Below are 13,173 nucleotides of genomic sequence, written 5' to 3'. Positions count from 1 at the left end.
TGGGCGGCTGACACTGCACGGGCCACGGGCCACGGGCCCTGTCCCCGGTCACCCGCTCGCGTCCGCGGAGCATCACGTGGAATGGTTCCCATTGTGCCGGCGATAGGAGGCGGAATCAGTGAAATCCCCGGTGCCCGACTATCTGACGGAGATCCTGGACGCCTGCGGCGGCGACGCGGGCGCCCTGGCGGGCTACATCCCCGAGCTGGCGTCGGCCGACCCGGACCGGCTTGCCGTGTGCCTGTCGACGATCGACGGGAAGCTCTACCGCGCCGGCGACAGCGGCACTGAGTTTTCCATCCAGTCGATCTCGAAACCGTTCGTCTACGCCTTGGCCCTGGCCGACCACGGGCTGGACGACGTCCTGGAGCGGATCGGCGTGGAACCCAGCGGCGAGGCGTTCAACGAGCTCTCGTTGGAACGGGACTCGAGGCGGCCCCGGAATCCCATGATCAACGCCGGGGCGCTCACGGCACACGCGTTGGTCGGCGACCCTGGGGACGACGTCGACACCCGAGTGGAGCGGGTCCGGCGACTGATGTCGGACTTCGCCGGCCGTGAACTGCACGTGGACCGGAGGATCTACGAGTCGGAGATGTCGCAGGCCTACCGCAATCTGGCCATCGCCAACATGCTCCGCAGCTACGGCGTGATCGGCCAGGATCCGCGGGACGTGGTCCGCGGATACACCCAGCAGTGCGCGATCTCGGTGACTTCGAGTGATCTGGCGACCATGGCGGCCACGCTGGCCACGGGTGGTGTGCAGCCGACCACCGGCAAGCAGGTCGTGCCGGAGAAAGTGGCCCGACAGGTGCTGAGCGTGATGATGACCTGCGGCATGTACGACGCCGCCGGGGACTGGATGACCACGGTCGGCTTTCCGGCGAAGAGCGGCGTCTCCGGAGGCATCCTGGGGGCACTGCCCGGGCAGCTCGGGATGGCCGTCTTCTCACCGAGGCTGGACTCCCACGGCAACAGCACGCGAGGGGTCCGGATCTGCACCCGCATGTCTGCCGACATGGGGCTCCACATCATGCAGGCCCCCGAGCCGGCACGGTCGACGGTTCGACGGGACCGGACGCTCCGTGGGCCGGACGGCTCCCTCGCACGCGTGTGCAGCCTGCAGGGCTCGATGCAGTTCAGCAGCGTGGAACGGGTGGTGCGGACGGTGACCGACGGCCTTCCCATCGCGCTGTTCGTCCTGGATCTTCGGCGGGTGTCGTCGGTGAACGACGTCGCTCGACGGATGCTCGCAGAGATTGTCCGCCGCCTGCAGCTGGACGGCGCCGAGGTGGCGCTGCTCGACCCGGACCACGTTCTACCCCTGTCCGAGCAGGCGGTCGTGCGGCTCCCGGAACGATGGAGCTCACTAGCGCCGCTGGAGGGCTACGAACGGGTCTGACCTCACTGCCCCCGGGCGCACCCCGAGCGGAGGCTGTGATCGGAACCGCTTCCGACGAGGAAGGCTCCGCGTTGCTTTCGCGTTCAACTAGTCATGACCGCAACCGCTGACCTCCCGATCTCGGACGGGCTGCTCCTCGACGCGGATGCGCAGGATCTCCTCTTCCGCCAGGCCCGCACGGCCAACGCATTCACGGACGAGCCCGTCACCGATGAGCAGATCGCCGCGATCTTCGAGCTCGTCAAGTGGGCGCCCACGTCCATGAACACCCAGCCGCTACGCGTCGTCGTGGTCCGCTCCACGGATGCGAAGGCACGCCTTCTCCCCCATCTCTCCGAGGGCAACCGGGCGAAGACGGCCGCGGCGCCGGCCACCGCCGTACTGGCCGCGGACCTCGACTTTCACGAGGAGCTGCCGCGCATCTTTCCGCACTTCCCCGGCGCGAAGGACTTGTTCGCCGGTGACGAGGAGGCGCGGGCCCGCACGGCGGAGCTGAACGCCGGCCTCCAGGTGGGCTACGCGATCATCGGCATCCGGGCTGCCGGCCTCGCCGCCGGGCCGATGACCGGCTTCGACGCCGACGCGATCGCCCGCGAGTTCTTTCCCGATGGCCGACACCACGTGCTCGTCGCCATCAACATGGGCAAGCCCGCGGAGAACGCGTGGATGGATCGGCTGCCGCGGCTTCCCTTCGACGATGTGCTCAGCATCCACTGAGCCCCGTCGAACGAGTCAGCGTCACCCACCATCGAAGCAATCGGTCGCGACCATTCGGAGGAGCCAGAGATGTCCAACTCCACTCTCGACCACGACGTCCGGTCTGCTGCACGCGTCATCGCTCCCTTGACGCTGGCCGACCGCTGCGATGCCCCCGCGGTGGTGGGTGGCTCGAACGGCAGGACCGACCGTGGCTCTTGCGGTGCGCAGGCGTTCATCCGCGCTGTGTTGCCGAGCGGTAGCGACCTGATTTTCTGCGCCCACCACGGGCGCGACCACGAGGCTGCCCTCGCCGCTGTCGGTGCGGAGATCCGCGACGAGACCGACAAGATCGACGCCTAGCACGAGGGCATCGCCGGCGCGCTGTGTCGCCGACCGTGGCTAGCCTGCGAAGGTGGGAGACGCGGCTACCGATCACTTCGTGCGTGTCCGCGGTGCCAGCGAGCACAATCTGCGCAACGTCGACGTGGACATTCCGCGCGACGCGATGGTCGCCTTCACCGGCGTCTCCGGTTCCGGGAAGTCCTCGCTCGCGTTCGGCACGCTCTACGCCGAGGCGCAGCGACGGTACTTCGAGTCGGTCGCGCCCTACGCCCGCCGGCTCTTGCAGCAGGTGGGCTCACCGCACGTACGGGAGATCACCGGTCTCCCCCCGGCTGTGGCCCTCCAGCAGCGTCGCGGAGCCCCGAGCTCACGGTCGACTGTGGGCACCCTGACCACGCTGTCCAACCTGCTCCGGATGCTCTACTCGCGCGCAGGCACCTATCCGCCGGGAGCCCGGCGCCTGGACGCCGACGCGTTCTCCCCCAACACCGCAGCGGGCGCCTGCCCTCGCTGCCAGGGGCTCGGTGTGGTGCATGACGTCACCGAGGACCTCCTGGTGCCAGACCCGTCGCTGAGCATCCGCGACGGAGCCATCGCGGCGTGGCCGGGCGCCTGGCAGGGCGCCAACCTGCGCAGCATCGTGACCGGGCTCGGCATCGACGTCGACAAGCCGTGGCGCGAGCTCGCGCGGCGCGACCGGGACTGGCTGCTGTTCACCGACGAGCAACCGTCCGTGCTGGTGGCCCCCGAACCCGGCCGCATCGACCACGGTTACTACGGGAAGTTCTGGAGCGCCCGCAAGCACGTCATGCACGTGCTCGCCAACTCCCAGAGCCAGCGGATGCGCGACCGGGCGCTGCGGTTCGTCCAGAGCATCCCCTGCCCCGAGTGCCACGGCAGCCGCCTGCGGCCGGAGGCGCTCGCGGTGACCTTCGCCGGCCGCTCGATCGCCGAGGTCAACGCCATGCCGCTCGCCGAGGTCGCGGCGTGGCTGCGACCCGTGGCGCTCCTCGCCGAACCCGGCGCCGCTACGCCTACGGCGCAGTCCGGGGAGTCGACCGAGGTCGCGGTGCGGATCAGCGCCGACCTGGTCACCCGGGTCGACGTGCTGCTCGACCTCGGCCTGGGCTACCTCGGCCTCGGACGGTCCTCGACCACCCTGTCGCCGGGTGAGGCCCAACGCCTGCGGATCGCCACCCAGTTGCGGTCCGGGTTGTTCGGCGTCGTCTACGTCCTCGACGAGCCCTCCGCGGGCCTGCACCCCGCGGACGCGGAGCCGTTGCTGGACGTGCTCGACCGGCTCAAGGCGTCGGGCAACTCCCTCTTCGTCGTCGAGCACGACATGGACGTCGTCCGCCGGGCCGACTGGGTCGTCGACATCGGCCCCGGCGCGGGCGCCGGCGGCGGGCGCGTGCTCTACAGCGGCCCGGTCGCCGGCCTCGAGCAGGTGGAGGAATCGGCCACCGGTCGGTACCTCTTCGGGCGCGCGCGACCGTTCGAGCACCGCGGGCGATCCCCGCAGGGCTGGCTGCACCTGCGCGGCGTCTCCCGCCACAACCTGCGCGACGTGTCGGTCGACGTGCCGCTCTGCGTGCTGACGGCGGTGACCGGGGTCTCCGGCTCCGGCAAGTCGACGCTGGTCACGCAGGTGCTCGCCGAGGTCGTGAGGCGCCACCTCGGCCTGACGCCCGCGGACCAGGAGGACACAGCCCTCGACGTCGACCTGCATGACGCGTCCGGGCTCGAGGCGTTCGACCGGCTCGTCCTGGTCGACCAGCGGCCCATCGGCCGCACGCCCCGGTCCAACCTGGCCACGTACACCGGCATGTTCGACGCCGTGCGCAGGCTGTACGCCTCGACGGAGGAGGCACAGGCCCGGGGCTACACCGCCAGCCGGTTCTCCTTCAACGTCCCCGAGGGCCGGTGCGAGACCTGCCAAGGCGAAGGCTTCGTCGCCGTCGAGCTGCTCTTTCTTCCCGGCACCAACGCGCCGTGCCCCACCTGCCACGGCGCCCGTTACAACGCCGAAACCCTCGAGGTGGTCCACCGCGGCACGAGCATCGCCGGCGTCCTGGCCATGTCGGTCGACGACGCCGCCACGTTTCTCGCCGACATCCCGGCCGCGGCACGCAGCCTGCAGACGCTCCAGGACGTCGGACTGGGATACCTGCGACTGGGCCAGCCGGCCACCGAGCTCAGCGGTGGTGAGGCCCAGCGCATCAAGCTCGCCACCGAGCTGCAGCGCGCCCGCCGCGGCCATGCCCTCTACCTGCTCGACGAGCCGACGGCGGGCCTGCACCCGGCCGACATCAGGCTGTTGCTCCAGCAGCTGCACCGGCTCGTCGACGCAGGCAACACCGTCGTCCTGGTCGAGCACGACCTCGACACGATCGCCTCCGCCGACTGGGTCATCGACCTGGGCCCGGGCGGCGGTGACGCGGGCGGGCGCATCGTCGCCGCCGGCACCCCGTCCGAGATCGCCACGGTCCCGGGCAGCGCCACCGCGCCCTACCTCGCGCGGCGGCTCGCGGGCTCCTGACGGGCCGGGTGCCAGTCGCGCGGCCGGCTGGAACATCGGAAGTGTCGAGCCGTGAGACCAAGATGAACGCTCAACTTCGTGCCGTCAGGTAGAGGGCTCATCCATGACCACGCAGGCCCCCCGCGCATCCTCAGGAGTCGAGTTCGGACTCGACACCTTCGGCGACATCCCCGTGGACGACGCGGGCGACCTGCTGCCGCACGCCGACGCGATCCGCCGGGTCGTGGAGGAGGCGGTTTTGGCTGACCGAGTCGGCGTAGACGTCATCGCCCTGGGGGAGCACCACCGGCCCGACTACGCGATCTCCACCCCGGAGACCGTGCTCGCCGGCATCGCCACCCGCACCGAGCGGATCACGCTGGCCTCCGGTGTCACGGTGCTGTCCTCCGACGACCCGGTGCGGGTTTCCAGCGCTTCGCCACCGTCGACGCGCTCTCAGGGGGCAGGGCGCAGGTCATCCTCGGCCGCGGCTCCTTCACCGAGTCCTTCCCGCTGTTCGGCTACGACCTGGCCGACTACGACGTGCTCTTCGAGGAGAAGATCGAGCTCTTCTCCCGGCTGCTGAGGGAGCGCCCGGTCACCTGGCAGGGCTCCACCCGCCCGCCGCTGCAGGACGCGGACGTCTATCCGAAGACGGAGTCCGGGCGCCTCGACACGTGGGTCGGCGTCGGTGGTTCACCGCAGTCCGTGATCCGCGCCGCCCGGTACGGCCTTCCCCTGATGATCGCCATCATCGGCGGGCCACCCGAGCGGTTCGCGCCCTACGTCGACCTCTACCGGCGGGCCGCGGCGCAGTTCGGCACTCCCGCGCACCCGGTCGGCATGCACTCCCACGGCTTCGTCGCCGACACTGATGAGGAGGCGGTCGAGACCGTGTGGCCGCACTACCGCGCGAGCCGGGACCGGATCGGGGCGCAGCGCGGCTGGTCGCCGGTCCGGCGGCAGGACTACGAGGCCGAGATCGCCTCCGGGTCGCTCTACGTCGGCTCGTCCGAGACCGTGGCGACCCGGATGGCCGAGGCGATCCGGACCCTCGACGTCGGGCGGTTCGACATGGTCTACACCAGCGGGAGCACCCCGGCCGCCGCCCGCCTGCGGGCCATGGAGCTCTACGGCAGCCAGGTCATCCCCCGGGTCCGCGAGCTTCTCGCCGGCGACGACGTACACACCGTCACGCAGGAGGTGCGGGCATGACCACGCTGGGCATCCTCGGTGCCGGCAAGGTGGGCACCGTGCTGGCCCGGCTTGCGATCGCAGCCGGGTACGAGGTGCTCGTCGCCGGCTCGGGCGACCCGGCGAAGATCGCGTTGACCGTCGAGGTGCTCGCACCCGGGGCAACCGCGACCACCGCGGCTGATGCCGCGCTCAAGGGTGATGTCGTCGTCCTGGCCCTGCCGCTGGGCAAGTACCGCACGCTCCCGGTCGATGCACTGGCCGGGAAGCTGGTCATCGACGCGATGAACTACTGGTGGGAGGTCGACGGCGTCCGCGACAACCTCACCGATCCGCGTACCTCCACCAGCGAGATCGGGCAGGCTTTTCTACCGGAGTCCCGGGTGGTGAAGGCGTTCAACCACATGGGCTACCACGACCTCGAAGGCGAAACCCGCCCCGTCGGCGATCCCGGCCGGAAAGCGATCGCGATCGCCGGGGACGAGGTCGCCGACCTCGACACCGTTGCCCTGATCGTCCACGACCTAGGCTTCGACGGGGTCGTCGCCGGCCCTCTCGCGCACGGCGTGCGCCTCGAACCCCGCACCGAGCCCTTCGGCGCCAACGTCGACGCCGAGCGGCTGCGCGCCATGATCGACCGGTTTCCCGCTTCCGACCGCGGCAAGGAGGTCACCGCCGCCCGCCGGTGACCTGGCTGCACTGCCGGTCAAGCTCCTGGCGCCGGCACTGCGAGCCGTGTGCGTATGTAGCGTGTCGCCCCTCGGACACCAGCTAAAGCACACCCCCCCCGTTGCGCGATGGGACTCTCGCGACCACGGCCGACGGCCACGCACCCACCCGGACACTCACGCGTCCGGGACTGCCCTCGGTTCGGTTGAAGTGACGGCCCTTCGGCCGCCCGGCCGACAGCTGCCTCAGCCCTCGTTGCACAGGCCGTCGCCGTCGCGGCAGTACGCCTCTGCACTTTCCCGGCGCTCAAGGCCTGACGGGTAGCCAAGCCGGACTGCAGGGGGCATTCGTTCCCGCGCGCTGTCATCAGCCTCCCTCGACCGGGCGAGGCGCGCTGATTCCGTCGCTAGGCGCCCATACCGTGATCGGTATGAGTCGTCGCGCCCCACGTTGCCCGGACTGCCCGGGTGTGCCGCCGGGGGTCCCCCTTGTCTACGGCCTCCCGTCTGCGGAGGCCTTGGAGGCAGCAGAGCGTGGCGAGATCGTGCTCGCTGGCTGCCTGATGGAGGCAGGCCCCTCACCGCGGTGGGCCTGCTCCCACTGCCAGCGGTCCCTCGGCTGGGAAGCGGCGTCTTCCCACACCGAGGTCGCAGCAGCAGAGGACGGCCTCACCCGCATCGCGACGTGGAACCTCCGCGACTGCCCGAGCCCCGGCTACGCAAAGGCCGCCGAAATCGTCCGGTGGCAGGAGAAGCTCTCGGCGGACATCTGGCTGCTGACCGAGGTGCACCGCGACTGGGACTCATCCAGCGGGTGGGTCAGCGTGTCGGGGCCCCGCCGCGGCGACAGCCCGGACACCAAGCGCTGGGCGGGCATCCAGACACACCTTTCGATTACGCCAATCCATGAAGGCCCCACTGATGCTCCTGCCGCCGAAGAGGCGTTGTGCTTGGCCCGCGTCCAGTTGCCGGAGGGAGCGGAGTCCAGGTCGGTGTTGGTCGCCTGTTCTGTCCTGCCCTGGGGAGGCGCCGGGAAGTGGTGGCCGGGTCTCCCGGAGAAGTACCTAAACGACCAGCAAGCCTTCGTGCTCGAGCACCACATAGACCGGATCGACGACGCCTGGGACAGGCAGGAGCCAATCGTCTGGGGCGGTGACTTCAACCAGGAACTGCGGAACCTGACCTCGGAACGAAAGGCTGCGCACCACCGCCTCGCAGGCACTGTCGCCGGCATCGAGCGGCTTCGAGCCGCCTTCGACCGCTTCGGCCTCCGCCCCCTGACCGAGGGATCCGAGCACCTCAACCCCGAGGCGCCCACCATCGATCATCTCGCAGTCAGCGAGCCGGTGGCGCGATGCGAGGCCACGGTCCACCGGCCGCATTACGAAGACGGGACGCTGATAAGCGATCACGCCGCCTACACAGCGGACGTCGAACTCTGATCGTCCAGGCATAAGCGAGGAGGGCAGCGGAGAAGCACCACCCGGCCGCCGGCCCCGACGCCTCCGTCTGCGGGATTGCGCCAGAGCCCGTTGTACCGGCCAGCCAGCACCTCAGCATTCCGCCGCCAAGCCACAGCGACGATGACCGATCGAGTCGGCGCAACTACGCCGGTCCTCGGGTAGAGCAGTCCTCCTGCCCGAGAATGCGGCGATTGTCGGGTGATGCGAAACGGCGTCGCGCCTGCTTGGAGCTTGAGTCACTCGGTAGTCAGCGACCAGAGAAGGCCATGGTCCTCGTACGCAGTCGAGCCGACTTCACCGAGTACCCGACCGTAATCTAATGAAGCCGGGCTCTCACCGTGCGCGCGCAGTCACAGGCCCGGCGCGAACCGTGTGCGTATGTAGCGTGTCGCCCCTCGGACACTCCTCTGTGGGCGATTGCCCACGGGACTACGGCCCCATGACTCGGTGCTGATCGAGTACCGGGACCGGGTCGCCCTCAACTCCTGACCCACAGTGCCCGCTGCACGACCGCAGTGGGGATGTGCGCCGATCTGTCACCCCGTCAGAACGCGGTCGGACCGGCGTCAACGCGCGTCGAGGACCTCGCGGAGCCGTGCGGCGAACGCCTCCGGCTGGCCGTGCTGGCCGAACTCGCCGCCGAGGAACCCACCGTGGTTGCTCGGGAAAACGGTGATGTCCTGGCCCAGCGCCTGGGCGGTCGCGACCGCGGTCCGCCACGTGAGGGCGTCCTTCGACTCGATGCCGGCAGCGACGACGATCCGGCTCGGTGCCGCCATCAGCGCCGGGACGGCGGGCCGGAAGGCGGTGATCGCGTCGGAGTCGTGGGACAGCAGAGGATCGCCGCGCGATCCGTCGTCCTCGGCCGGGAGGCCGAAGGCCGCCGGGTCGGCGGCGGCGGTGGCCGAGAAGTCGTCGGTGAACTCGCCCTGCCACGAGGTGAGCGCGATGAAGGCCGCCATGCCGTGCCCCCAGCCCTTGGCCTCGTAGACCGCCTGCACCGCGCGGGTGGCGGCGATCGCGCGGTCGGCGTCCGGGAGGACATGCAGCAGCGGGGGCTCGTGCGCGACCAGCGTCATCACGTCGTCCGGATGCGCCGCGACCAGGGCCAGCGCCGTGACCGCTCCCCCACTGCTGGCGAACATCTCCACCGGCCCCCCGACCGCCTCGATGATGCGGTGGACGTCGTCGGAGTGCTGCTGGGGCGTGTACGTGCTCCGCCCGTCGGTCCGCGTGCTGCGGCCCAGGCCGCGCGGGTCGTAAGTGACCACTGTGCGGTCGGCGAAGTGCCCCGCGAGCGTGCCGAAGCCGCTCGCGTCCATCGGTGCCCCGACGAGGGACAGCGGCGGCCGTCCGTCCACCGTCGGCAGCGGACCGCGGACGTCGTAGACCAGCGATGCCTCAGGCGTGTCGAGGGTGCCGGTGGCGATCATCGTGGTCATGGTGGTGCAGACCCCACCCGCCCCCGGAACTCATCGCCCGATCAGGGGGCCAACTGCCGGCTCGGGCCATCGAACTCGACCTCCCCGAGCCGGTTGCAGTCACGGTCGTCGAGTTCCTTAAGGGACCGCTCGCGGCGGATCCCCACCGCGTCGGCAAGCCACTGCCCTTCGAGCTCCGAGAGGACCTTCACCGGCACCCCGTCGGCGAGCAGCCGGACCGCCTCGGTGTGGCGGAGGCCATGCAACCGATTCACCGGCAGCTGCTCTCGTGAACGTCTCCCCACGGCGTTGGTCCTTCCGGCGTTCCGCGTCGGCGTCCCGCTCCTCCGCCCGACCACCCAACTCTGAGAGAAGTCTCCGCATGTCCATCCCACAGACAGCCGGCACCACCACGTCCGCTCCACCCCGTCCAGGAAGTTCGTCCGGCATCCGCTCCTGGGTGATCCGCCGGCCGCTGACTGCCTTCCTCGTCCTGGTCTTCGGGCTCGGCTGGCCGCTCATGTCGCTGCCGGCCCTCACCGACCACGGCGTCGTGCCTGGCGGAGCGCTTCCAGGCGAGATCTGGATCCTGGCCGTCGTCCTTCTCGTGATGCTGCCCGCCGCGCTGTGGGTCACCTCGGTGACCGACGGGCGTAGCGGGGTGCGCGAGCTGCTGCACCGTGCGTTCCGCTGGCGCTTCGGCGCCGGACGGTGGGCCGTCGTGCTGCTCGCGTTGCCCCTCACCACCCTGGCCCTCGGCGTCGCGACCGGCCGATCGGTGCAGACCTCGGACCTGCTCGGCGTCCTGGCCGGCGAGGTCGTCTCGCTGGTCGTTGCCGTGGTGTTGATCAACCTGTGGGAGGAGATGGTCTGGGCCGGCTTCCTGCAGACCCGGCTGAAACGGCGGCACGGTCTGGTGCTCGCGGCCGCGCTCACCGCCGTTCCGTTCGCCGCCATCCACGTGCCGCTGGAGTTCGTCGGCGACTTCTCGGCGGCCTCAGTGGCATTCGGCGTCGGCCTGCTGCTGGCGGTCAGCGTCCTCTTCCGGCTCATGGTCGGTGTCGTGCTCCGGGCCGCCGCCGACAGCCTGCTGGCCGTCGCGGTGCTGCACGCGGTGTTCAACTCGTCCAACGGCGAGGACGGCCTCGTCGACCAACTGCTCTCCGGTGGTCAGCCGATCGCCCTCGCGGTGACCGCGGTGGCACTACTGACCGCCGTCGTCGCCGTCGCCGTCCCAGCTCATCCGGGCCTTCCGCGGAGAAGCCGCCCGCTGAGCAACAACGAGGAGGTCTCAGAAACCGGTGGCCTCAGCTCCCTCGCACCGCCCCCGTCGCCTTCGCTCAGCGCCGCACGCGCTGGTCGTGCAGCCGGATCTCCGGAAGGTGTTCCTCCCCCGGCGCCCTTCGAGGCCGGTGTTCGGCCGGCGGACCGCTCGGTGTCGGCAGGCCCTCCAGCAGGGCGGTCGGCAGAGACATCGTTGCTCGGCCCGAGCCGTTCCTCTGCCCCCGAGACCTTCCTCGGCATCCGGCCGCCCGTGACCCCTGCGGCGCGCGGGCCCGAGGCGCAGCCTTAGGGTCGTCCGTGTCCTTCGCCGACCTGAGCCGGCCGTTCGTCATCGCTCACCGCGGCGGATCCCTGCAGGTGCCCGAGCACACGATGGAGGGCTATCGGGTGGCGGTAGCCCAGGGCCTGGCGGTCATCGAGCAGGACGTGTCGACACTCGCCGACGGCGGTCTCGGCGTCATGCACGACGGCACCGTGGACCGCATGACCACCTCCAGCGGCAACGTCGCCGATCACACGTCGGTCTCCTGGAAACAGCTGGACATCGACGCCTCGGTCACCCTCGGCGGAGGCTGGCCCGACGGGCTGCGCCCTCCGCTGTTCGAGGAGGTGCTCACCGAGTTCGGCAACCGCGTCCTCCTCTGCGCCGAGGCCAAGAGCAGCGATGCGATGGGCCCGATGATCGACGCGCTCGAGCGACGCGGTATCAGCCCGGCGTCCGTACTGCTCCAGTCCTTCGCCCTCGCCGACTGCCGGCTGGCGCGCTCGCGGGGGTGGGCCGTCATCTGGCTCGGCAGCACCGACGTCGCCCGGGCCGCCGCCGAAGGCATCAGCTGGATCGGCCCGGAGGCGGGCCACGTCACCCCGAGGGTCTGCAGGGCGGCACATGCGGCCGGAATCGAGGTGGCCTGCTACACGGTGAACCGCCGACACCAGCGGGACGCCGTCATCGCCGATGGCGTGGACGCGATCTTCTCCGACGACCCCCTCTACATCGCTGGGGAGACGGGCCGCCGCACCTCGGACCTGTTCGCCCGCCAGGGCTGGCTGCCCGGGATGCTGCCGGACACCAGCCGCGGCCGGTTCTACCCGGACGACTCATCCTGGGGTTTCGACGTCTCCGACACCGTCACCTCCACCCTCATGGGTTTCCTCGCACCGCCGGACCCGGAGGCGTTCACGCTGCAGCTCGACGTGCGGGTGGACCGGATCTGCGCGGACAGCCACCGATGCCGTGGGTCCGTCTTCCTGAGCACCGACGACCACCCGTACCGACCGTCGTCCGGCTCGTCGCCCGGCGCCAACGGCTACCTCTTCCTCCTGCGGGGAGACGGCGACCTGGAGATCCATCGGGTCGTCGAGGGTGCCGCCACCACGCTGGCGTCCTCGACGGGAGGAAGGGCGCCGACACTGGGCACCTACGTCCGACTGCGGATCACCGTCACCGGCTCGGAACTCTCCTTCACACGCACCGACACCGAGACCCTGACCGTGGCGGACGCCACCTACCGCCCCGTGCCCGTCGTCCACCTCGGCAGCGCGTTCGCCGGGGTCCGCTTCAAGAACGTGGTGTTCGCATGACCGACCCGTACGAACGCCTGGGCCACGGCCCCGCCGACCCGGACGGCTACCTCATCGAGCAGATCCCGGGTGGCTACGGGTGGACGTGCCGCGCTGACGGCCGCACCGACGGCCCCTTCACCAGTCGCGAGGAAGCCGTCGTCTTCGCCGAGTCGGACCGGACCGCCTGAGGCAGGCGAACGTCTGGTGCGCGAAAGCCCGGCTGCTCTGCACCGGCGGCTCCCACTCAGACGTCTTCGGACTCCTCCCCCACCACCCCGCCCTTTCCCGACCGGCTCCGCTTCGACCCGGCCTTCTTGGACCTGTCGTCCTCGTCCGGGTCGTCGTCTGCCGGCTCGGCGGATGCGCTCGACGTCGACCACTTCAGCTCGAGCTCCAGCTCGATCTGGTCGCCGTCCACCTCTACCTCCAGCTCGTAGCCGACCTGGTCGGCCACCGACAATTCCAGGGTGCTGCCGCCCAGTTGGACGGTGACCTTCCCGTCGCCACCCAGCCCCTCGGCCAACGCCGCGATCAGACGCGCGGCCTCCTGCCGGCTCAGTGTCTGCTTCTGCTGGACTTTCACATCCGACATGTCGCTCCCGTCCGTTTCCCTGAGTGA

At 70.4% G+C, this 13,173-nt stretch carries 13 protein-coding genes and 1 pseudogene; 10 read left to right on the top strand and 4 right to left on the bottom strand.

Annotated features, from left to right (window positions below):
- Positions 1-130 precede the first annotated feature (130 nt).
- From ACYVG5_RS01755 to uvrA, 4 genes are all read left to right on the top strand, one after another.
- A complete protein-coding gene (locus ACYVG5_RS01755) occupies positions 131-1,402 on the top strand; it encodes a glutaminase (RefSeq protein WP_222047821.1) in 1,272 nt (423 codons plus the stop codon).
- A gap of 93 nt (positions 1,403-1,495) precedes the next feature.
- The gene (locus ACYVG5_RS01750; RefSeq protein WP_222047818.1) at positions 1,496-2,119 is read left to right on the top strand and encodes a malonic semialdehyde reductase; all 624 of its coding nucleotides are present in this window, start codon (positions 1,496-1,498) and stop codon (positions 2,117-2,119) included.
- Positions 2,120-2,188: 69 nt separating this feature from the next.
- A complete protein-coding gene (locus ACYVG5_RS01745) occupies positions 2,189-2,461 on the top strand; it encodes a DUF7455 domain-containing protein (RefSeq protein WP_246630087.1) in 273 nt (90 codons plus the stop codon).
- 52 nt (positions 2,462-2,513) lie between these two features.
- Positions 2,514-4,982, top strand: a complete 2,469-nt coding sequence (uvrA, locus tag ACYVG5_RS01740; protein WP_222047815.1) for an excinuclease ABC subunit UvrA — start codon at positions 2,514-2,516, stop codon at positions 4,980-4,982.
- 130 nt (positions 4,983-5,112) lie between these two features.
- Here uvrA and ACYVG5_RS01735 read toward each other — a convergent pair whose 3' ends face one another.
- Positions 5,113-5,268, bottom strand: coding sequence for a hypothetical protein (locus tag ACYVG5_RS01735; RefSeq protein ID WP_460682939.1), 156 nt, complete (start codon positions 5,266-5,268; stop codon positions 5,113-5,115).
- Here ACYVG5_RS01735 and ACYVG5_RS01730 point away from each other — a divergent pair.
- From ACYVG5_RS01730 to ACYVG5_RS01720, 3 genes and pseudogenes are all read left to right on the top strand, one after another.
- Positions 5,206-6,176 (top strand): annotated as a pseudogene (locus ACYVG5_RS01730) (LLM class flavin-dependent oxidoreductase). The gene ACYVG5_RS01735 and the pseudogene ACYVG5_RS01730 sit on opposite strands and share 63 nt — an antisense overlap.
- Positions 6,173-6,844, top strand: coding sequence for an NADPH-dependent F420 reductase (locus ACYVG5_RS01725; protein ID WP_222047807.1), 672 nt, complete (start codon positions 6,173-6,175; stop codon positions 6,842-6,844). The pseudogene ACYVG5_RS01730 and the gene ACYVG5_RS01725 overlap by 4 nt, the downstream one beginning before the upstream one ends.
- A 410-nt stretch (positions 6,845-7,254) precedes the next feature.
- The gene (locus ACYVG5_RS01720) at positions 7,255-8,265 is read left to right on the top strand and encodes an endonuclease/exonuclease/phosphatase family protein (RefSeq protein WP_460682913.1); all 1,011 of its coding nucleotides are present in this window, start codon (positions 7,255-7,257) and stop codon (positions 8,263-8,265) included.
- Between the two features lie 587 nt (positions 8,266-8,852).
- On the opposite strand, the gene ACYVG5_RS01715 is transcribed toward ACYVG5_RS01720, so the two are convergent.
- Both ACYVG5_RS01715 and ACYVG5_RS01710 read right to left on the bottom strand, forming a co-directional pair.
- Positions 8,853-9,728 (bottom strand): alpha/beta fold hydrolase, encoded by an 876-nt coding sequence (locus tag ACYVG5_RS01715; protein WP_246630086.1) that lies wholly within the window; start codon positions 9,726-9,728, stop codon positions 8,853-8,855.
- 41 nt (positions 9,729-9,769) lie between these two features.
- Positions 9,770-9,982, bottom strand: a complete 213-nt coding sequence (locus ACYVG5_RS01710) for a hypothetical protein (RefSeq protein WP_222047801.1) — start codon at positions 9,980-9,982, stop codon at positions 9,770-9,772.
- A gap of 185 nt (positions 9,983-10,167) precedes the next feature.
- On the opposite strand from ACYVG5_RS01710, the gene ACYVG5_RS01705 reads away from it, so the two are divergent.
- From ACYVG5_RS01705 to ACYVG5_RS01695, 3 genes are read left to right on the top strand one after another with little or no spacing between them, the layout of a single operon-like run.
- On the top strand, positions 10,168-11,280 hold the full coding sequence (locus ACYVG5_RS01705; protein ID WP_460682912.1) for a lysostaphin resistance A-like protein: 1,113 nt from the start codon (positions 10,168-10,170) through the stop codon (positions 11,278-11,280).
- 8 nt (positions 11,281-11,288) lie between these two features.
- Complete coding sequence (locus ACYVG5_RS01700; RefSeq protein ID WP_222047796.1) at positions 11,289-12,572, top strand: glycerophosphodiester phosphodiesterase; 1,284 nt, start codon at positions 11,289-11,291, stop codon at positions 12,570-12,572.
- Positions 12,569-12,742, top strand: a complete 174-nt coding sequence (locus tag ACYVG5_RS01695) for a hypothetical protein (RefSeq protein WP_222047793.1) — start codon at positions 12,569-12,571, stop codon at positions 12,740-12,742. Before ACYVG5_RS01700 ends, ACYVG5_RS01695 begins: the two co-directional genes overlap by 4 nt.
- A gap of 56 nt (positions 12,743-12,798) precedes the next feature.
- On the opposite strand, the gene ACYVG5_RS01690 is transcribed toward ACYVG5_RS01695, so the two are convergent.
- Entirely contained in the window at positions 12,799-13,146 is a 348-nt protein-coding gene (locus tag ACYVG5_RS01690; protein ID WP_222047790.1) for an amphi-Trp domain-containing protein, read from the bottom strand.
- Between the last annotated feature and the right edge of the window lie 27 nt (positions 13,147-13,173).

The sequence above is a fragment of the Modestobacter lapidis genome, assembly GCF_054780755.1.
Note: the sequence above shows the minus strand (reverse complement) of the source record. Positions and strands in the feature narration are given on the sequence as shown.